Source organism: Bacteroidota bacterium, from assembly GCA_016721765.1.
GTDB lineage: Bacteria > Bacteroidota > Bacteroidia > UBA4408 > UBA4408 > UBA4408.
In genome coordinates, this window is sequence record JADKHO010000004.1 from 916354 (window position 1) to 936477 (window position 20124).

The 20124-nt window shown below is 37.0% G+C and carries 20 protein-coding genes and 1 pseudogene; 17 read left to right on the top strand and 4 right to left on the bottom strand.

Annotated elements, in window-relative coordinates; all coding sequences use genetic code 11:
• Position 1 precedes the first annotated feature (1 nt).
• The 5 genes and pseudogenes from IPP32_17935 (at position 2) to IPP32_17955 (ending at position 6496) form a co-directional block, all read left to right on the top strand.
• Positions 2-1426, top strand: a complete 1425-nt coding sequence (locus IPP32_17935) for a glycosyltransferase family 2 protein (protein MBL0049968.1) — start codon at positions 2-4, stop codon at positions 1424-1426.
• Between the two features lie 108 nt (positions 1427-1534).
• Positions 1535-2902 carry a GIY-YIG nuclease family protein gene (locus tag IPP32_17940; GenBank protein MBL0049969.1) on the top strand — a complete coding sequence of 456 codons (1368 nt, stop codon included), beginning with the start codon at positions 1535-1537 and terminating at the stop codon, positions 2900-2902.
• A gap of 77 nt (positions 2903-2979) precedes the next feature.
• A pseudogene (locus IPP32_17945) lies at positions 2980-4574 on the top strand (S41 family peptidase).
• A gap of 51 nt (positions 4575-4625) precedes the next feature.
• Positions 4626-6098, top strand: a complete 1473-nt coding sequence (locus tag IPP32_17950) for a YncE family protein (GenBank protein MBL0049970.1) — start codon at positions 4626-4628, stop codon at positions 6096-6098.
• The gene (locus IPP32_17955) at positions 6098-6496 is read left to right on the top strand and encodes a DUF393 domain-containing protein (GenBank protein ID MBL0049971.1); all 399 of its coding nucleotides are present in this window, start codon (positions 6098-6100) and stop codon (positions 6494-6496) included. Before IPP32_17950 ends, IPP32_17955 begins: the two co-directional genes overlap by 1 nt.
• 57 nt (positions 6497-6553) lie before the next feature.
• Here IPP32_17955 and IPP32_17960 read toward each other — a convergent pair whose 3' ends face one another.
• A complete protein-coding gene (locus IPP32_17960) occupies positions 6554-6988 on the bottom strand; it encodes a clan AA aspartic protease (GenBank protein MBL0049972.1) in 435 nt (144 codons plus the stop codon).
• Between the two features lie 61 nt (positions 6989-7049).
• Entirely contained in the window at positions 7050-7979 is a 930-nt protein-coding gene (mdh, locus tag IPP32_17965) for a malate dehydrogenase (protein MBL0049973.1), read from the bottom strand.
• A 130-nt stretch (positions 7980-8109) separates the two neighbouring features.
• On the opposite strand from mdh, the gene IPP32_17970 reads away from it, so the two are divergent.
• On the top strand, positions 8110-10005 hold the full coding sequence (locus IPP32_17970; protein MBL0049974.1) for a gliding motility-associated C-terminal domain-containing protein: 1896 nt from the start codon (positions 8110-8112) through the stop codon (positions 10003-10005).
• Positions 10006-10011: 6 nt separating this feature from the next.
• Here the strand turns inward: IPP32_17970 and IPP32_17975 are convergent, their stop codons facing one another.
• Positions 10012-11472, bottom strand: coding sequence for a sodium:solute symporter (locus IPP32_17975; GenBank protein MBL0049975.1), 1461 nt, complete (start codon positions 11470-11472; stop codon positions 10012-10014).
• 209 nt (positions 11473-11681) lie between these two features.
• Here IPP32_17975 and recR point away from each other — a divergent pair, with 209 nt between their 5' ends.
• The 8 genes from recR to IPP32_18015 all read left to right on the top strand — a co-directional run bounded on the left by recR (position 11682) and on the right by IPP32_18015 (position 17024).
• Positions 11682-12302, top strand: a complete 621-nt coding sequence (recR, locus tag IPP32_17980; GenBank protein ID MBL0049976.1) for a recombination protein RecR — start codon at positions 11682-11684, stop codon at positions 12300-12302.
• An 18-nt stretch (positions 12303-12320) separates the two neighbouring features.
• Positions 12321-14306, top strand: coding sequence for a glycosyltransferase (locus IPP32_17985; protein MBL0049977.1), 1986 nt, complete (start codon positions 12321-12323; stop codon positions 14304-14306).
• Positions 14307-14373: 67 nt separating this feature from the next.
• A complete protein-coding gene (locus tag IPP32_17990; GenBank protein MBL0049978.1) occupies positions 14374-14904 on the top strand; it encodes a DUF420 domain-containing protein in 531 nt (176 codons plus the stop codon).
• Positions 14904-15164 carry a hypothetical protein gene (locus tag IPP32_17995; protein ID MBL0049979.1) on the top strand — a complete coding sequence of 87 codons (261 nt, stop codon included), beginning with the start codon at positions 14904-14906 and terminating at the stop codon, positions 15162-15164. The genes IPP32_17990 and IPP32_17995 overlap by 1 nt, the downstream gene beginning before the upstream one ends.
• A 5-nt stretch (positions 15165-15169) precedes the next feature.
• Complete coding sequence (locus IPP32_18000; GenBank protein MBL0049980.1) at positions 15170-15649, top strand: CvpA family protein; 480 nt, start codon at positions 15170-15172, stop codon at positions 15647-15649.
• A 91-nt stretch (positions 15650-15740) separates the two neighbouring features.
• Positions 15741-15965 carry an addiction module protein gene (locus IPP32_18005; protein ID MBL0049981.1) on the top strand — a complete coding sequence of 75 codons (225 nt, stop codon included), beginning with the start codon at positions 15741-15743 and terminating at the stop codon, positions 15963-15965.
• Positions 15962-16252, top strand: coding sequence for a type II toxin-antitoxin system RelE/ParE family toxin (locus tag IPP32_18010; GenBank protein MBL0049982.1), 291 nt, complete (start codon positions 15962-15964; stop codon positions 16250-16252). Before IPP32_18005 ends, IPP32_18010 begins: the two co-directional genes overlap by 4 nt.
• Before the next feature lie 13 nt (positions 16253-16265).
• Entirely contained in the window at positions 16266-17024 is a 759-nt protein-coding gene (locus tag IPP32_18015; GenBank protein MBL0049983.1) for a sterol desaturase family protein, read from the top strand.
• Positions 17025-17029: 5 nt separating this feature from the next.
• Here IPP32_18015 and IPP32_18020 read toward each other — a convergent pair whose 3' ends face one another.
• Positions 17030-17449 carry an energy transducer TonB gene (locus IPP32_18020; GenBank protein MBL0049984.1) on the bottom strand — a complete coding sequence of 140 codons (420 nt, stop codon included), beginning with the start codon at positions 17447-17449 and terminating at the stop codon, positions 17030-17032.
• A gap of 71 nt (positions 17450-17520) precedes the next feature.
• On the opposite strand from IPP32_18020, the gene IPP32_18025 reads away from it, so the two are divergent.
• The 3 genes from IPP32_18025 (at position 17521) to IPP32_18035 (ending at position 20106) form a co-directional block, all read left to right on the top strand.
• Positions 17521-18792: a DUF2851 family protein gene (locus tag IPP32_18025; GenBank protein ID MBL0049985.1), complete on the top strand. Its 1272-nt coding sequence runs from the start codon at positions 17521-17523 to the stop codon at positions 18790-18792.
• Positions 18793-18821: 29 nt separating this feature from the next.
• Entirely contained in the window at positions 18822-19052 is a 231-nt protein-coding gene (locus tag IPP32_18030) for a PspC domain-containing protein (protein ID MBL0049986.1), read from the top strand.
• 127 nt (positions 19053-19179) lie between these two features.
• Positions 19180-20106 carry a potassium channel protein gene (locus tag IPP32_18035; protein ID MBL0049987.1) on the top strand — a complete coding sequence of 309 codons (927 nt, stop codon included), beginning with the start codon at positions 19180-19182 and terminating at the stop codon, positions 20104-20106.
• Positions 20107-20124: the final 18 nt, after the last annotated feature.

Here is a 20124-nt window from a genome sequence, read left to right on the forward strand (position 1 = left end):
CATGGAGATAATTGAGTTTCTATCAGATTTATTTAAAAACGGACTGCTTATTTATACAGCAGCGCTGATTTTTGCGTACATAGGTTTGGCTATTTTTTCGATTTATGAAACGCGCACTTATTTGCAGCGAAATAGTTTTGTAGATTACAACATTATTTCAGAATCTCCACTTGCACCAACCATTTCGGTGATTGCGCCGGCATACAATGAGGGAGCAACTATTGTTCAAAACATAAACTCACTGCTTGCCTTACATTATAAAAAAAGCGAAGTTATTATTGTAAACGATGGTAGTACCGACGATTCATTGCAATTGATGAAAAAAGCATTTGATTTAGAAAAGGTAGATTTTAAAATTAATCCGCAACTTAAGACTCAACCGGCACGGAATATTTATAAATCCACAAATCCAAAATTTGCTAAGCTTATTGTTATTGATAAAGAAAACGGAGGAAAATCGGATGCACTAAATCTTGGGATTAATGTAGCCAGCCATAAACTAATTGCCTGTGTGGATGTGGATTGCATACTTGAAAAAGATTCGCTGGTGCGCATGGTAAAACCATTTCTTGAAGAAACCGAAGAACGCGTGATTGCTGTTGGGGGTGTGCTTCGAATTGCAAATTCCTGCCTCATTAAAAATGGGGAAATCGTAAAGGTAAATTTACCCGAAAGCTTTGTACCCCGCATTCAAACCGTTGAATACCTAAGAGCCTTTTTATTAGGCCGAATGGCATGGAGCCGATTAAATGGATTGCTCCTAATATCCGGTGCGTTTGGATTATTTGATAAAGAAACGGTTATTGCTTGTGGTGGATACGACATTACAACTGTTGGAGAAGACATGGAGTTGGTGGTAAAAATGAGGATTTATATGCACCGCCAAAAGGAGAAATATAAAATGGTGTATATCCCTGAACCCCTTTGCTGGACAGAAATTCCTGAATCACTAAAAGTATTAGGGATTCAACGAAATCGTTGGACGCGTGGAACGGCGGAAACCCTTACTCGACACAAGAAATTATTTTTAAATCCAACCTATGGATTGTTAGGACTACTCAGCTATCCCTATTGGCTGGTTTTTGAGTGGGCGGCTCCTATTATTGAATTTTTAGGTTTTATCAATTTCTTGATTTTGGCCTTTCTGGGATATGTATATTGGAAATTTTTCTGGGGTCTTTTGATTTTAGTGTATTCCTTCTCTATCGTTTATTCGCTTTATGCCATTGTAGTAGAAGAATTAACCTATCATCAATACAAAAACAAATGGGATTTAGGTAAGATTTTGGTGGCCATATTTATTGAGCCAATTTTCTTTCATCCTTATCTTGTATTGGCTGCCATTAGAGGGAACTTCGATTTAATTGTTGGTAAAAAAAGTTGGGGTGAAATGAAAAGAAAAGGATTCCACGCCACACGTACATAGTATAAACAGTTTTATTCACTTTACACAAAAGCGTTGTTTGTAAAAAACAACGCTTTTGCTTTGTTGCAAAGCAACTTTTAGCTGCTTACCTTTGAGTAAATTATAAAAATGTACGCGATTCTGGATATTGAGACAACCGGTGGTAATTCAGCAAACGAGCGAATTACAGAAATCGCTGTTTATATCCACAACGGTGAAAAAGTGGTAGAGGAATTCCAAACACTAGTGCATCCCGAAAAAAGCATACCACCTTACATTTCACAGATGACTGGTATAACCGATAAAATGGTTGAAAAAGCTCCAAAATTCTATGAAATAGCAAAACACCTCATCCAACTCACCGAAGGAAAGGTAATTGTTGCACACAACTCATCCTTTGATTACAATTTTATTAAGCGGGAATATAAAAACCTTGGATATGATTTTAAACGCAAAACCCTTTGCACTGTTAAACTAAGCCGGAAGTTATTACCGGGCAAAAAATCATACAGCCTCGGTAAGTTATGTGCCGAAATAGGAATACCAATAAACGGAAGGCACCGTGCCGGCGGAGATGCTTTGGCAACTGTTCAACTCTTTGAATTGCTCTTAAAAACCGGCGCACAAGAATTAAGAATTGAATCAAAATCAAAGGAAGACGCTATCACTAATCTGAATTTAAATTTGGATAAATCCTGGCTAAAAAAACTTCCCGAAAAAACAGGTGTGTATTATTTCTTTAATGAAGCCAAAGAGCTCATCTACATCGGAAAAAGTAAAAATATCCGACAAAGAGTGCTGCAACACCTTACCAGTGATAGCAGCAAGAAAGCAATTGAAATGAAAAATAACATTGCCGACATTGACTTTGAAGTAACCGGAAGTGAACTAGTTGCCTTGTTAAAAGAATCGGAAGAAATAAAAAAACACAAACCCCTTTACAATCGCGCGCAACGCCGAACACTTTATAATTACGGAATCTTTGTTGCATACGATTCACAAGGTTACATCACTATTTCGCCCGAAAAAACAGGAAATTCCTCCTTACCATTGGCAACCTTCTCATCTGCAATTGAAGCTAAAAACAGTTTATATAAATTGATCGAGAAATTTAACCTGTGTCAGAAGTTATGCGGATTATATGATTCACAAGAAGCTTGCTTTCATTACAGCATAAAGAAATGTACCGGTGCTTGCATTGGAAAAGAAAATGCCGATAACTACAACTCTAGAGCACTAGCAGCACTTAAAACATTCGAACAAAAACACCAAAACTTTTTAGTGATTGACGAAGGAAAATCCCATGATGAAAAATCAATTATCCTTGTTGAGAATGGCAGATATAAGGGTTTTGGCTTTGTGGAATTGGAGTATATGGAATATAATTTAGACGCTTTGAAGGAAATAGTTCAACATCGACAGGACAACCGAGATGTGCAACAGATTATTAAAGCTTACCTTCGAAAAAATAAAGTCGAAAAGGTAGTCCCTTTCTGAGCCCGTTAATATATGTTAAGTGCTAAAAGCACAATTTTTTTTTCGCTTAATTTGTTACTTCTTAACGAAACATATCTATGAAAATTATAAAATCCGTATTTTTTATTGCAAGTTTTCTATTTGCATTCCATTCAAACGCGCAAAACCCTAGTAGTTTTGAGAGTTCTCAAAAATTTAAATCAGTGCTCGATTATATCGATTATTACTACGTGGATTCAACTAAGAATAAAAAATTAGTAGAAGATGCCATAAGCGGGATGCTCGAAACTTTAGATCCTCACTCCGTTTACATCCCTAAAGAAGATCTGCAAGAAACCAACGAACCGCTTACCGGTAATTTTGAAGGTGTAGGAATACAGTTCAATCTTTTGTTTGATACCATTACAGTTATTTCTCCAATATCCGGTGGCCCTTCCGAGAAAGTTGGTATCATTTCGGGGATAAAATCATCAAAATTGATGGTAAAAATTTTGCCGGCATGAAAATTAAAAATGACGATGTTATTAAAAATTTAAGAGGTGCAAAAGGTACAAAAGTCAATGTGAGTATTATGCGTTCAGGTATTGGCGAACTTTTGGAGTTTACCATTATTCGAGATAAAATTCCATTGTACAGCATCGATGCTACTTATATGGCAACACCTACTGTAGGCTATATTAAATTAAGCAGGTTTGCTCAAACCAGCATGGATGAGTTTGCTGAATCTTTAAGAACACTTAAGGCAAAAGGTGCAAAAGATTTAATACTCGACCTCAATGATAATGGTGGCGGATACCTCAATATTGCTTTTGAAATTGCAGATCAATTTTTGAACGATGGAAAATTAATTGTGTATACCGAAGGCTTAAAATCACCCCGAAAAACCTACAATGCAACCGGAAAAGGTGAATTCGAAAAAGGAAGAGTAATTGTATTGGTGGATGAAGGCTCAGCTTCGGCAAGTGAAATTGTTTCAGGGGCAATTCAGGATTGGGATAGAGGCTTACTCATTGGTCGTAGAACTTTTGGAAAAGGATTAGTACAAAATCAATTTAACTTACCCGATGGTTCGGCCATGCGACTTACCATTGCTCGTTACTATACTCCTGTAGGACGTAGTATTCAAAAGCCTTATGACGGCAAAATTGAAAATTACTACAAAGATTTAAATACACGTTTCAAACACGGTGAATTGACAAATGCCGATAGTATTAAGTTTCCTGATTCGTTAAAATATTCCACACCAAATAAGAAAATTGTTTACGGAGGCGGTGGCATTATGCCGGATATTTTTATTCCTATCGACACTTCTAAATCTTCAGCCTACTATACCAACCTTATCCGCAAAGGAATTTTAAATCAATTTGTACTCTCGTATCTCGATCGTAATCGCAAAGACTTATTTGCCAAGTATCCAACTTTTGACGAATACAAAAAGAATTTCGTAGTAACTAATGAAATGATGAATGCATTGATTGCCGCAGCCGAGAAGGAAAAAATCAAGAAAGACGATAAAGGGCTAGCGGTATCAGGTGATGTTATAAAGCTTCAAATAAAAGCATTATTAGCGCGAGATTTATGGAAAAACGACAGCTATTTTGAAGTCATCAACGAAATAAATGATGCCTATCAAAAAGCGCTGGAAGTGTTTAAAAACGACACCTTTAAAAAGTACAAGATAAATTCTTATTAAGCCTATTAAAATGGCAATAGCTCAAATCAACTTGTTACCAAACTATAATGCATGAGAATAACGTTCGGTAAATTATTGCTTTCAATATTGTTGCTTGTTCAGACTTTCAACGGATGTAAAGTAGATGCGCCGGTTATCGATTTGGAAGGTAGTGGATATCCGGAAGAGGTTGGAAAAATTGTGCTTACTAAATGTGCCATAAGCGGCTGCCATAACAATAAAAGCAAGGATGGGGCTGCCGGATTATCCCTGCTCACTTGGGAAAATCTTTTTGAAGGCACGCGAAATGGCGCTGCAGTTATACCTTATGCGCACACTCAAAGCACATTTTTTTTATTTACCAATACTTATCCCGACCAAGGTCCAAGTGTCACTCCTACAATGCCAATTGGTGCCGACCCGCTAAGCAACGACCAAATTACACTACTAAAAAATTGGATTTCTTCCGGGGCTCCGGATAAAAACGGATTTGTAAAATTCTCGGATAATCTCAATCGTAAAAAAATATATGTTACCAATCAAGGTTGTGATGCGGTTACTGTTTTTGATGCAGAAACAGGATTGCCGATGCGTTATGTTCAGGTTGGGCACACACCTTTAAATGAAGCTCCACATTCCGTGCGGGTTTCACCCGATGGACAATACTGGTATGTATCGTTTATTAATGGCTCCTATATGCAAAAATTTAGAACCAGCGACGATACCTTTGCAGGCGAAATATTTATTGGGTTTGGCAGTTGGAATACCTTTGCAATTACCAACGATTCCAAATATGCATACATTGCCGATTGGAATTCAAACGGAAATATTTTTTATGTTGACCTTGAGAATCTAAGCATTAAGAAAAAATATTCAGGGAGTGGCTTGCTTGTTTTTCCGCATGGCACCAATCTCAATCAATCCAATAATTTTTTATATGCAACAGCACAATACGGAAACTATATTTATAAAATAAATGTAAGCAATCCACTAATTCCGGATGTAAATGAAGTAATTATGAACGGTGCGCCGCAAATTACTACTTCGCCACATGTGCTCGATCCGCACGAAATTGCCTTTTGTCCTGATTATAGCAAGTATTATGTAACTTGCCAATTTACTAATGAAGTGAGGGTTTTTAACGCAGCAAACGATTCATTGATTGCGAAAATTGGGACTGGCTCCTTTCCTCAGGAAATGAGTTTTTCAAAAAATTATCCTTACCTATTTGTAACATGTCCCGAAGACTCTGTAAACTTTCCCGGAAAACGAGGTTCAGTTGCCATAATCAACTATCAAACAAATACTCTTATAAAATCAGTCTTCACCAGTTGGCAGCCACATGGTGTTGCTGTGGATGACGATCGCAATTTAGTATACATTGCTAATAGAAATGTAAACCTCGCCGGACCCGCACCACACCACAGTTCTGATTGTGGTGGGCGCAATGGAAGTGTCTCTACCATCGATTTATCTACCTTACTTGTATCCGATAAAAAAACAGAAGTATCAGTAGATCCCTATTCTGTTGCCTATAAAAAGTAATGCAATCCTCCCGAATTATTTTGTTTGACGGTTATTGCAATTTGTGCAGCAGTTCAGTTCAATTTATTGTGAGACATGATCCCAATGCCAAATTCAAATTTTGTTCGTTGCAATCCGAATCCGCAAAAAAATTAATACGCCAATTCGCTATTCCCTATCAAAACTTAGAAAGCATAGTTTTAATTGAAGAAAATAAATTTTACTTTAAATCAGATGCGGCATTAAGAATAACAAAACAATTAAAATTTCCAATTTCAATGCTTACAATTTTCACTCTCCTTCCCAAGTTTTTTCGTGATGGGATTTACAACTGGATTGCAAAAAACAGGTACCGCTGGTTTGGAAAGAAAATGGAATGTATGCTACCCGATAATTCCCTTTTAGAAAGATTTATTTGAGGAAAGTCATTTGTAAAATGGATTAGCTAACTAAATTTCAAGCCCAGCGAAATCAAGCTAAGTAGGGTAATCTAAGACCACAATTTGCTGTTTGTAATTAATAACAGCATTATACATTTTTAAAATATCACCTCCCAAAACACCATCAAGCGGTTTGTAATTCAGCTTCACATAGGTTTCATTTACATGACTTAAGTCAAGCAAAAAGATTTCTGCATTATTCAAAATCAAATCGCCCAGCTTCATCCTTTTTAGCTCAATAGTATGGCTTTGCATGGAGTTTGTGCCCAAACCTGTACTTATTTGATCATTCGCAACCATCGTTTTTACAGAAGCAAATTTTTGAATGCGATTGGTATCAAAAACTGTTTTTGAAGCACCCGTATCCACTAACAAATTGGCAACTCTCCCATTAATCAATGCCTTCACAAAAATGTGGTAACCTTGCTCATCCACATGCACTAACTTTAAAGGTATTCTTGTTCTTTTCATTTGAATAAAAAAAAGACCGCCCCCATGCTAGAAGCGGTCTTACTATAATTATTATTGGGTATTAAATTGTTTTTAATACATCATTCATACTGCGTACTGCATCAGCCGATTTGTTAAAAGCAGCTTGCTCTTCCGCATTTAATTTGTAATCCACAATTTTCTCAAAACCATTTTTACCAATTACTACCGGCACTCCCATACAAATGTCTTTTTGACCATACTCACCGTCTAATGCAACACAACAAGTAAATAGTTTTTTCTCATCGCGCACAATACTTTCAACCAATGCAGCTCCCGCAGCTCCAGGAGCATACCATGCACTAGTGCCTATTAACTTCGTTAAAGTTGCTCCTCCCACCATAGTATCGGCAACAATTTGTTTTTGTTGATCCTCCGATAACAGTTGACTTACAGGAACCGAATTCCACGTTGCATAACGGATTAATGGAATCATGGTAGTATCGCCGTGTCCACCTATTACAGTAGCATTCAAATCAGATGGAGAGCAATTTAAGGCTGCGCTCAAATAGCATTTAAACCGAGCGCTATCTAATATTCCGCCCATTCCAATAATTCTGTTTTTAGGCAATTTACTGCTGGTCAAAGCCAGATAGGTCATCGTATCCATAGGATTTGAAATCACGATGATGATGGCATTGGGAGAATGCTTTAAAATATTTTCGGTAACTCCTTTAACAATATTTGCATTGGTTCCAATTAGTTCCTCACGTGTCATCCCTGGTTTACGCGGAATACCGGAGGTAATTACCACCACATCGCTACCTGCTGTCTTGGAATAATCGTTTGTACTACCTGTAATTTTGGTATCAAACCCGAGCAAAGCAGCGGTTTGTGTCATGTCTAACGCCTTCCCTTCAGCTAATCCTTCTTTAATGTCAAGTATCACTAATTCCTGACAAAGTTCTTTACGGGCTATGTTATCGGCACATGTTGCTCCAACAGCCCCTGCTCCTACTACAGTTATTTTCATTTTTATATGTTTTTTAATTTTATTTAATATCGTTGCGAAAATAGAAATTAGACAGCATATAATAAATGATTGTTTACTTAATCTTTTTTATTTAATTTAGCACGAAAATCAATTTTTAACCCAAAATTTGATGATTCATAGTTCAAACAAAATCTTTTTGTTTTTTTTCTTGGCTATCTCAATACATGCCATAAAGCTTAAAAGCCAGACGCTGCCGGACTCTGCAGATTGTATTAATGCTGTACCAATTTGCACTAATTTCTATTCCTGTCCTACACAAGCAAATGGTATGGGCTTGTTTCCAAACGAAATTAATTCATCTAATTCTTGTTTGGGGAGTGGCGAAAAAAATGGATGTTGGTATACCTTTACTGTGCAAACGAGTGGTAATTTAAATTTTACAATTACTCCCATAAACAATGACGATTACGATTGGGCTCTTTACAATATGACCAATGCAATATGCTCACAAATTTATAATAACGCTGCTCTAGAAGTTAGTTGTAATTACGACGGTGCTCCAGGTCCAACTGGACCTAATGGATTACCCGGACCTCAAAATGAGCCCCCTGTTCCAGTGCTAGCAGGACAAACCTATGTTCTTTATATTTCACATTTTACAACAGGAAATGCGCTTGGCTATACTTTCGATTTAGGCTTAACAACCGCAACTATTTATGATGCTTCACCGCCATATCCTAAGGAAATAGTGAGCACACCACCATTATCTCCACTGACTTGTGGTTTGAATAAAATTTCATTAAAATTCAGCGAAAACATACGGTGCGGATCCATAGATACCAATGACCTTGCCATATATTGTCCGAACAATATTCATCACCACTTGACAAATCTATTATGCAAAAGTACAGGACTTTATTCCAACACCTTTGATATCACGCTTTTACCAGCTCTTACAGATTCAGGCTTACATAAAATTTATTTAACGCGCAGCGACCCAAGTGCAATTTCCGATTTATGTGGCAATACCGCAGCAGCTGTTGCCAATTTTTCGCACGATACTGTTCCCTTCAGAGTGAAAGGAATAAAACGGATTCAACAAATTAAAAATGTGAATTGTTATGGCGACTCTACTGGTACTGCTAAAATCACACCTTCAAATGGCACTGCTCCATATCAATACTCATGGCTAACTTCTCCGGCTAAAACAAGTCCAAATCTTTCAAACGCTAGAGCAGGGAACTATATTTGTATTATTAAAGATGCAAAAGGTTGCTCCATTCGAGATAGCTTGCAAATTACCGAACATCCACAATTAATTCCAACAATTACCAATACATGGGATACCTGCGGGAAAGGTACAGGTGTTGCATTTGTATCGGTTACTGGCGGTGAGCCCGGATATACCTACAAATGGGATGATATACTTCAACAAACAAATGATACCGCCACCCATCTTTTTCAAGGAGCTTACACAGTAACTATTATCGATACACTTGGTTGTGATACGGTTGTTCCATTTAATGTATATACAGCACCAATTGTGCATCCTTCCTTTGATTACAATCCCAAAGCGCTTTCACTCTTCTTCCCCGATTGTAATTTTACCGATTTATCGTCCAATGCCGTTAAATGGTTTTGGAATTTTGGTGATGGCGATACTTCATACCATCAAAACCCATTTCACAAATTTATTGGAGATGGTACATTTCCGGTTAAGCTTGTTATTGAAAATGCTTATGGGTGCGAAGATTCAGTGATAGTTGAGGTATATGTAGATGGATTCTATACCCTGTATTTGCCTAGTACATTTTCACCTAACGGCGATGGAAAAAATGATGTGTTCCAAATTAGAGGAACAGGGCTTATTTCCGATAAGTACGAACTAACAATTTATGCCCGCAACGGACAAGTAGTATTTAAAACCAACGATCTCGAAAAAGGTTGGGACGGCACGTTTGGTGGCACTCTGGCTAAAGCCGATTCCTACGTATACGACATTTACTTTATGGATTATAAATTTAAATCACATCAAAAACGAGGCGTTTTTACAATTGTGAGATAAGTTGAATTAGGAACTTGCTTTTTCTTGTTTAGAAATTGCTAGCAATCCTAAAAAGGTAAGCAATCCATTTAATATTAATAGCTCAAATCCAAATTTATATCCGCCTAACCATTTCTCGGAATTTTCGCTAAGCACATAGCAAACAATAGGCGAAGCTATGCAAATGTAGGGCACAATTTTATCCTTAACAGGTCGCTTCAAAAACAATCCAAAAGCATAAAGTCCCAACAATGGACCATAGGTATAACCTGCCGCCGTAAAGAGCTTCCCAACCACTGCTTGGTCATTAATCGCTCGAAATAAAACAATCACACCCAGCAATAAAAAGGCAAAGCTGAAATGCACTTTATACCTGATTTTTCGCTTTTGTTCTTCTGACCATTCTGTACGTTTATTCATGTCCAGGAAATCAATGCAAAACGATGTGGTTAAGGAGGTGAGCGCTCCATCCGCACTGGGATAAGCAGCCGAAATTAATCCGATTATAAAAACCAAACCTGCGAATGGACCAAGGTATTTTAATGCGATGAGTGGAAACAACTCATCTGTTTTTGCCGGTATTTCGATGCCCTTATTTTTTGCGTAGATATAAAGTAAGGCTCCTAAACTCAAGAATAAAAAATTCACGAAAACCAACACAAAACTAAATGTGAACATATTTTTTTGCGCTTCTCCAATATTTTTGCAGCTCAAATTCTTTTGCATCATCTCCTGATCCAAACCGGTCATCACAATAGCAATAAAAGCTCCGCTCACAAATTGTTTAAGAAAAAAACGCTTATCATTAAAATCAAAAAACAATACTTGCGAATACTCACTTGATTTAACCGCTTGAACCATTTCACCAAAACTGAAATTTAATTGTTGGCTTATTAGAATTACCGAAATCACAACCCCCAACAGCATAAAAGTAGTTTGTAAAGTATCTGTCCAAATAATTGTTTTTATCCCGCCTTCATAAGTATAAAGCAGTATAAGCAAAATAAATCCGGCAACGGTTGCTATGAAAGGTACTCCCAAAGCATCAAACACAAATGCTTGTAACACCGTTACCACCAAAAACATGCGAAAAGAGGCGCCAATTGTGCGTGACAATAAAAAGAAAAATGCCCCGGTGCGGTAACTGTTGCGACCAAAACGCTGCTCCAAATAGGAATATATTGAGGTGAGTTGCAAGCGGTAATACAAAGGCAACAATACGGTGGCAATAACCGCATATCCCGCCAAATAACCCAATACTACCGTTAAATACGAAAACTGCGTGCTTCCTACCCATCCCGGCACCGACATAAAAGTTACCCCGCTTAAGGAAGCTCCAATCATACCATAGGCAACTACATACCATGGCGATGTTTTATTCCCTAAAAAATAGCCCGAATTAGTCGCATTTCTGCTGGTAAGCCAAGTAATAAAAAAAAGAAGTAAGGAATAAATTCCAACACAAATTAATATCGAAATGGGTGTCATTTTTTGCTTTTATATCTTTTCAAAACAAGAATAACGAATAATTGCTTGGCTATTGAATTGAAATAAAATAATTTCTAACAGTTGTTGCTGATAAATTTTTGTTAACGGGCTAAAGTTAAATTTCATTGAATCGCTAAATTGTCATTGGTAAGATTGACTATCATTGCTAACCACTTGCTACTTTTGTTTTATAGCCATACATTTACCTCATGAATTTTTCTTCAAAACTAATTGACAATGCAGTAACCCAATTTTCTTCCTTACCCGGAATTGGAAAAAAAACCGCATTGAGACTCGTTTTGCATTTGTTAAAGCAAGAAAGCACAGAAGTGGAAGCTTTTGGTAATGCCTTTATTAAAATGCGAAATGAAATAAAATATTGTAACAATTGCCATAATATTTCAGATGCCGCCTTATGCGAAATTTGCTCCAACCCTAACCGCAATCATTCCATTATTTGCGTAGTGGAAGACATTCGCGATGTAATTGCCATCGAGAGCACCAATCAGTTTAACGGAACCTACCATTTATTGGGTGGAATTATTTCGCCGATGGAAGGCATTGGTCCAAAGGATTTAAATATTGAAACACTAATTAATCGTGTTTCTGGCGGCGAGGTAAAAGAAATTATTATGGCCTTGAGTACCACCATGGAAGGCGATACAACCAATTTCTATTTGTATAAACGCCTTAAAGATTTCAACCTAACCATCTCAACCATTGCACGTGGAATTGCAGTAGGCGATGAGTTAGAATATGCCGATGAGATTACACTTGGCCGTTCTATCCTACAACGCACACCATACGAAAGCTCCTTGTTGCTCAAATAATTTCCTTGCGCCGGATTAATGAAACTCAGCATCATCATTGTTAATTACAACGTAGAATATTTTTTGGAGCAATGCCTGCATGCTGCCCTAAAAGCCGCCAAAAATATTTCCTGCGAAATAATTGTGGTCGACAATAATTCGGTAGATGGCTCTGTTGCCATGGTAGAGGAGAAGTTTAAAGGTGTAACTCTCATAGCAAATAAAAAAAACACCGGATTCAGCTACGCAAATAATCAGGCAATAAAACAAGCTGCTGGAGAGTACATTTTGCTGCTTAACCCGGATACTGTGGTAGAAGAAAATACCTTCGAAAAAGTGCTTGCATTTATGGATGCACACCCTGAAGCCGGTGGACTTGGCGTGAAAATGCTGGACGGAAAAGGAAACTTTTTGCCCGAAAGCAAGAGAGGTTTACCTACTCCTTTAGTTGCCTTTTTCAAAATTTTTGGATTGTCTAAACTCTTTCCAAAATCCAGGCTTTTTGGCAAATACCATCTTGGATATCTCGATAAGGACAAAACACATGAAGTAGATATACTTAGCGGTGCTTTCATGCTCTTACGCAAATCCGTTTTAGATAAAATTGGTGCCTTGGACGAAGCCTTTTTTATGTATGGCGAAGACATCGATTTATCGTACCGCATTCTTAAAGCCGGTTACAAAAATTATTACTTCGCCGATACACGTATCATTCACTATAAAGGCGAAAGCACTAAAAAAAGCAGCATCAATTATGTGTTTGTTTTTTACCGAGCAATGGTCATTTTTGCAGAAAAACATTTTTCAAAAAACAATGCAAAAGCTTTTTCATTTCTCATTAACATCGCCATCTATTTTAGAGCATTTGTAGCTATTTTTGCCCGCTTAGCGCGACAATTATTTTTGCCGGTGTTAGATGCCTTACTTGTTTTTATTGGGATTTTCTTTATTAGTAATTATTGGGAACACCATGTAAAATTTTTGGATGGAAGCCAATACCCTAGCGAGTTTATCGGAATCGCCGTTCCAATATATATTTTCATTTGGCTCCTTTCCATTTATTTTTGTGCAGGTTACGACAAACCTATTCGACTAAATAAAATTGTCAAAGGAATTGTTGTTGGCACCGGAATAATTTTAATTATCTACGCGCTTCTACCCGAAAATTATCGCTTTTCTCGTGCACTTATTTTAATGGGTGCTGCATGGGCTTTGTTTGCCATACTCAGTTTTCGAATCGGTTTACATCTTTTGAAATTTAAGAACTTCAACATCACTACTAAAAACAAAAAGCGATTTGCCATAGTTGGCGATGAAGAAGAGAGTTCACGCGTTTCGAAATTACTTTCCCAAACTTCGCTCATTCCGGGTTTTGTAGGACTTGTTTATCCCGAAAATGGGAATCCTAAAAAAAACCCAAATTACGTGGGTTCTATGGAACAGGTAAAGGAAATTATTGAAATTTATAAAATTGATGAACTTATTTTTTGTGCCAAAAATTTGAGCGCCCAACGCATCATCGATTACATGGCACAACTTGGTAACTCGAGTGTTGATTTTAAAATCGCACCTCCCGAAAGCCTCTATCTCATAGGAAGTAATAGCATCGATACTTCCGGTGATTTATATGTAATCGACATTAATTCCATCACTAAATTATCGAATCGCCGAAACAAACGCTTGCTCGATTTTGTTGCATCACTTTTATTTATGGCGCTTTCACCACTAATGCTTTTTGTGGTAAAAAAACCACTTCCCTTTTTAATGAATTGCTTACGCGTTATGTTTGGAAATCGCACTTGGGTGGGATATAAAATTTTACCCAACGGACACGAAGATAAACCTACCCTTAAAACCTTGCCACTCATCCGAAAAGGAATAATCAGCGCATTTGATGTACAAAAAATTTCAAACACCGATTCCGAAAACATAAAGCGAATTAACTTGTTGTATTCCAAAGATTACAGTGTTTGGAACGATGTATCCATTTTGCTTAAAGGCTTGCGGTATTTAGGCAATAAATAATCTACTAATTATTTGTTTTAGAACTGTTCATACCGCACCTTTGCAGTCCAAAATTTTACTAGTACACATGAACGATAAATTAGTATTTCGCTTTGTATTTACGCTTTCCTTAATTGTGTTTTTATTGGTTCTCCTTTTAAACAGAAAGGTATTGCCTGCTCCCACATTTGTTCCGGATGTAGCCTATTTTTTACCCAAACTAAATGCATTCCTTAATGCCACTTGCAGCCTGCTCTTAGTGATTTCGCTCTACTTTATTCGAAGAAAAAATATCGAAATGCACAAACGCATCAACATCATTACCTTTGCCTTATCCTCCGTATTTTTAATTTCTTACGTGCTCTTTCATTATTTTGTAAAAGAAACGCATTTTGGTGGCGAGGGTACAATTAAAACCATTTATTATGTAATTTTGATTAGCCATATCGTGTTAGCTGCTGTAGTGTTACCTCTTATTCTGCTTTCCTTTTACCGCGGATTGCAAATGCAAGTTATGTTGCATAAAAAGTTGGTACGTTGGAGTTATCCTATTTGGTTGTATGTTACAGTTACCGGTGTAGTTGTGTATTTAATGATTTCGCCTTATTATCAATTCTAATGAAAAAAATTGCAGTCATACTTTTTAGTTTGGGTCTAAGCTTGATACATTTTTATGCTCAAGCGCAATGTGCCATGTGTAAATCGGGAGTAGCTTCTAATTTGGAAGCAGGCGGAAACACAGGCAGAGGCATCAATACTGGAATTCTTTACTTGATGGCTATCCCCTATTTATTGATTGGCGGATTAATTGCCTATGTGTTTCGCAAACAGATTTCCGAAAAATTTAAACAAGTTAAAGCACAGTATTTCCACGCATGAATTTTTTGGATGTACTACTCGTACTACCGCTCATTTTTGCAGCATGGTGGGGCTTTACCAAGGGTTTAATTATTGAAATAGCTTCGGTTCTTGCTTTGGTTTTAGGAATTTATGGAGCGGTGGTATTTGCAAATAAAACAGCCGAGTACCTAAATAATGACTTAGATTACCATAGCTCTCACTTACACCTCATCGCTTTTCTGCTCACTTTTATTGCCATAGTAGTGGGCGTATTTTTTATGGCCAAAGTAATGGAAGGGATTGTAGCCATAACCGGTTTAAGTATTCCCAATCGCATCGCCGGCGCACTATTTGGAATCCTTAAAATGTCGATTATTTTAAGTGGCATTATTTTTATTTTAAATGAACACGCGCTCCTTTCTAAATGGTTGAGTGCCCAAATTCGGGAGCAGTCACTCTTATTAGAGCCAATAGCTAAAGTGGCTGAAAAGATTATCCCTAAGGTGAAAATGCTTTTTTCTTAAACGACATTAATTTTGATGCTCAAAATAAGCACATTTTTTATCCTTTTGTTACCTAAAACTTTCTTAAATTTGACTAAGTAAAATCAACTAAATGTCAATAAAAGAAATATTAGCTGAAATGCTTTCATTGCCAACAGAACAGCGTGCGCTTGCTGCGGATGCTCTGCTAAAAAGTTTAAACCCAATCAACGAAGAAATAAATAATCAATGGCTCAATGTGGCAAAAAGCAGATTGCAAGAACTTCGATTATCAGATTCACAAAACATTAAAGGAAATGAAGTATTTACCGAAATTTGGAAAAAGTATTCCAAATGAATTTTTCCTTTCATAAAGACGCTGCCCTTGAGTTAAATCGGGCAATCGAATATTATGAGACGTGTTCAACTGGTTTAGGATATGATTTCGCACTTGAAGTTTATGAAACAATTATAAGAATTATTGCAAACCCCCATGCTTGGCAAGAAATTGACGAAAACATTAGACGCTCACTTGTGAATAGATTTCCTTTTGGAATTCTTTATGCATGCGAAAACAATACTATCTATATTCTGGCAATAATGCATTTGCATCGAAGCCCAGATTATTGGAAAACGAGGGTCTAATTTTTATAATATAATGAATCCAAAATCGTTCAACGATTTTCTTGTTTTAGTAACTTTTCGTTACTTCCTCATAGCCGGATTAGCTTATTTGATTTACTATGTATTGCTCCGAAAAAAAATAGCTTTCAAAAAAATTCAGCTATCCTTTCCTGTTGGAAAGGATTATCGTCGCGAAATATTTTACTCTCTCAGCAGCCTTTTTATTTTTGCTGCCGCACCTTCTATCATGCTGCTTATACCGGAAATTAAGCAACACACACAATTTTATTCGGGACATTTAAGTCATGGCCAACTTTATTTTTGGCTGGCCTTTCCTATTACATTTATTCTCCACGACACCTATTTTTATTTTGCGCATCGCTTCATGCACCTTCCAAAAATGTTTGAAATTTTTCATGTTACTCACCACAAATCCACCAATCCTTCACCCTGGGCAGCTTTTGCTTTTAGCATTCCCGAAGCCATTGTAGAAGCAGGTATTTTTGTGCTGCTTTTGCTCATTATGCCCTTGTGCAAATGGCATTTATTTGTATTCTTTTTGGTGCAGATGATTTACAATGTGTATGGTCACCTTGGCTGGGAAGTGTATCCCAAAGGCTTCAGCAAAAATTGGTTTGGCAAATGGATTAACACCTCTGTTAACCATAACTTGCATCACAAATATTTTAAAGGAAATTACGGCTTGTATTTTTTATGGTGGGACAGAATTTTCGGTACTATTCGTGAAGACTACGATAGCGTTTTTGAGGAAGTGAAAAGCAGGAAAAACTAGATCAATTATTTTAAAGAAAACCGAACAGGCAATACCACCTGCACCGGAATTGCCTTCCCATCCTTCCTTCCCGGAATCCAGAGCGGCATTGCCTTTACCATACGCTTGGCTTCTTCATCACATTCGGAACATCCGGGCAAACCCTTTTTTGTTTGTATTTCAGCTAACTCACCAGTTTCCTTTACGATAAATGAAATAAAGGAGGTGCCCACATTCCCTTTTCTTTTTGCCTTAGCGGGATAAACAATCGTGTGATCCACAAATTCTGTCAACTTCACTTCACCCCCCGGAAATTGCGGTAACTCCTCTTGTTTAATTGCACTCGAATTTGCAGTTGCTTGAACATTGCCATCACTACTTTGTGCGAGCACCACTTGTGAAAAGAAAAAACAACAAATAAAGTAGATGATTTTTGAATGATTCATAGCTAGACCTTCGTTTCAAGCTCAAAGTTAAAATTAAATTCGATTGATTTTAAACCGTAAAACACATGGAAATGAATGAAGAGTTTTTACACCACATCTGGAAATTCAGATTATTTAAACAAAACAACTTAAAAACCGAAACCGGCGAAACACTCGAAATTATAAAACCCGGCGAACATAATTTTGATTCAGGTCCTGATTTCTTTAATGCAAAAATAAAATTAGATGCTACCGAATGGGCCGGAAACGTGGAGATTCATACCTTTTCTTCCGATTGGGAAAAACACCGCCACCAGCACGATAAAGCTTATGGAAATATTATTCTACATGTTGTTTATAAAGATGATAAACCATTGCCCGGTCATAAAAACAACCCAATTCCAACTTTGGTTCTTTCACCTTTTATTGATAAAAAACTGTTTGAAAAATACAGTGCTTTTAAAAGTAGCAGCGATTGGATTCCTTGTGAAAAATCGATTCATCGTGTACCTGAATTTGTCAGTTCTGCTTGGCTCGAACGCATGTTGGTGGAACGCTTGGAAGATAAATCCAACAGCATTTTGGAAACACTTAAATTAAATCAAAATAATTGGGAAGAAACCTTTTATCAGCATTTAGCCAAAAATTTTGGTTTCAAAATAAATGCTGTTCCCTTCGAATTACTTGCAAAATCCTTATCCAACGCAACATTGGCAAAACATAAAAATTCGTTGCTACAAGTCGAAGCAATGGTATTTGGGAATGCTGGATTATTGGAAAAACACTTTAAAGATAAGTACTTACAATCGCTTCAAAATGAATATCAATTCCTAAAATCAAAATTTTCGCTAAAACCTATGGAAGCGCATTTATGGAAGTTTTTACGCTTGCGCCCTGCTAATTTTCCAACCATCCGCTTAGCGCAATTTGCAGCCTTAATAAATCATTCAGAACATTTGTTCTCGCACATCCTTGAAACTGAATCGCTAAAACAACTTCACGAGCAATTAAACAGTAGTGTTTCCGACTATTGGAAAAAACATTACATCATGGAAAAGCCATCTCGCTTAAGAAACAAAACCTTGGGAAAAAGTGCCGTTGATAACCTTATTATCAATACCATAGTCCCTTTCCTATTTGTATATGGAAAATTTAAAAAACAAGAAAAATATGTCGATCGCGCACTATTATTTCTTGAAAAAACAGCTCCCGAAAAAAATCAAATCATTCAGCAATTTAATGCTTTAGGCATAACCAGCAACAATGCATTTAGAACTCAGGCATTAATTCAGCTCAAAAATAAACATTGCTCCACAAAAGGATGCTTAAACTGTGCCATAGGAAATAATCTGCTTAAAAATTAATACCTTTGCATTACCTTAACGGTTTGACAATGATAAGCAGCATTATTTCTTGGTTCGAAAAACAAGCTTTTGGCGTATGCAATTGGTGGGGCGATAAATTAGGAATCCGCTCCACAACCATCCGCATGTATTTTGTATACCTTTCCTTTTTTACGGTAGGCTCGCCGGTTATTGTTTATTTTGTGATGGCTTTCATCTTACAGCACAAGGAATATTTCAAATTTAAGCGCACAAAAAAATCAAGCGTTTGGGAAATTTAAAGTTCTGCCCGGAGCGCTCATCCTAAAACGAAAAGCCTTGTCACTACTCAATTATCCCCAGCTTCCTAAAGTTTTAACGCCGCTCTTTTTAATTGCTTTAATTATTTTTATTGGTGTAATCGGTTTCATGGGAATAGAAAGATTCTCACTGTCGGAAGCCTTTTACATGACCATTATTACCGTTGCCACTGTTGGGTTTCAGGAAGTACACCCACTTAGTGAAGCCGGGCGAATGTTTACTGCTTTGCTGATAATTACAAGTTTTGGTACCTTTGCCTACGCCATTACTTCCATCTCAAAATATGTGCTCGATGGCGAATTTCGTAACTATTTCAATAACTACAGAGTGAATACAGAAATACAAAAACTAAACCAGCACATTGTTATTTGTGGATATGGCCGTAATGGAAAACAAGCAGCTCAAGTTTTAAAAAACAAAAAGCAAAAATTTGTGGTCATTGAAAGTTCTAAGGAATTGTACGAGACCCTTTCGGCGACCAATATAGATTTGTTTATTGAAGGAGACGCCACGCAAGACGAAGTGTTACAACGTGCCGGAATAGAAAAAGCAAAGGCACTCATTACCACCTTACCGGTGGATGCTGATAACCTATTTATTGTACTTTCAGCCCGTGCGCTAAATCCAAATCTTACCATCATTTCAAGAGCATCCGACGATAATTCTGACCGGAAGCTAAAAACGGCCGGTGCCAACAATGTTATCATGCCCGATAAAATTGGAGGTGCACACATGGCATCGTTAGTTATGCAACCCGATATTATGGAATTTGTTGATTTCATTACGGGTCAAGGTGGAGATCACATAAAATTAGAAGAAATTACTTTTGAAAAATTACCCTCCAATTTTAAAAATAAATCCATACGAGAATTAGAAATCAGAAATAAATCGGGCGCAAATATCATTGGCTTTAAAACCGAAAATGGTGAATATGTTATTAATCCATCACCCGATACAATTATGATTCCTGACGCAAAACTATTTGTACTCGGTACCACCGAACAAATTGCCAAATTGAAAGATTTGTTTTCATAATAACACCAGCCAATACAG

Bases quoted from the DNA above. Each gene is read 5' to 3' on its own strand.
- IPP32_17935 (MBL0049968.1), top strand. From the start codon at position 2: ATGGAGATAATTGAGTTTCTATCAGATTTATTTAAAAACGGACTGCTT.
- IPP32_17995 (MBL0049979.1), top strand. From the start codon at position 14,904: ATGAAAAAAATTGCAGTCATACTTTTTAGTTTGGGTCTAAGCTTGATA.
- IPP32_18010 (MBL0049982.1), top strand. From the start codon at position 15,962: ATGAATTTTTCCTTTCATAAAGACGCTGCCCTTGAGTTAAATCGGGCA.
- IPP32_17985 (MBL0049977.1), top strand. From the start codon at position 12,321: ATGAAACTCAGCATCATCATTGTTAATTACAACGTAGAATATTTTTTG.
- IPP32_18005 (MBL0049981.1), top strand. From the start codon at position 15,741: ATGTCAATAAAAGAAATATTAGCTGAAATGCTTTCATTGCCAACAGAA.
- mdh (MBL0049973.1), bottom strand. From the start codon at position 7,979: ATGAAAATAACTGTAGTAGGAGCAGGGGCTGTTGGAGCAACATGTGCC.
- recR (MBL0049976.1), top strand. From the start codon at position 11,682: ATGAATTTTTCTTCAAAACTAATTGACAATGCAGTAACCCAATTTTCT.
- IPP32_18025 (MBL0049985.1), top strand. From the start codon at position 17,521: ATGAATGAAGAGTTTTTACACCACATCTGGAAATTCAGATTATTTAAA.
- IPP32_18020 (MBL0049984.1), bottom strand. From the start codon at position 17,449: ATGAATCATTCAAAAATCATCTACTTTATTTGTTGTTTTTTCTTTTCA.
- IPP32_17960 (MBL0049972.1), bottom strand. From the start codon at position 6,988: ATGAAAAGAACAAGAATACCTTTAAAGTTAGTGCATGTGGATGAGCAA.
- IPP32_17970 (MBL0049974.1), top strand. From the start codon at position 8,110: ATGATTCATAGTTCAAACAAAATCTTTTTGTTTTTTTTCTTGGCTATC.
- IPP32_18015 (MBL0049983.1), top strand. From the start codon at position 16,266: ATGAATCCAAAATCGTTCAACGATTTTCTTGTTTTAGTAACTTTTCGT.
- IPP32_18030 (MBL0049986.1), top strand. From the start codon at position 18,822: ATGATAAGCAGCATTATTTCTTGGTTCGAAAAACAAGCTTTTGGCGTA.
- IPP32_17940 (MBL0049969.1), top strand. From the start codon at position 1,535: ATGTACGCGATTCTGGATATTGAGACAACCGGTGGTAATTCAGCAAAC.
- IPP32_17975 (MBL0049975.1), bottom strand. From the start codon at position 11,472: ATGACACCCATTTCGATATTAATTTGTGTTGGAATTTATTCCTTACTT.
- IPP32_17955 (MBL0049971.1), top strand. From the start codon at position 6,098: ATGCAATCCTCCCGAATTATTTTGTTTGACGGTTATTGCAATTTGTGC.
- IPP32_17990 (MBL0049978.1), top strand. From the start codon at position 14,374: ATGAACGATAAATTAGTATTTCGCTTTGTATTTACGCTTTCCTTAATT.
- IPP32_18035 (MBL0049987.1), top strand. From the start codon at position 19,180: ATGGGAATAGAAAGATTCTCACTGTCGGAAGCCTTTTACATGACCATT.
- IPP32_17950 (MBL0049970.1), top strand. From the start codon at position 4,626: ATGAGAATAACGTTCGGTAAATTATTGCTTTCAATATTGTTGCTTGTT.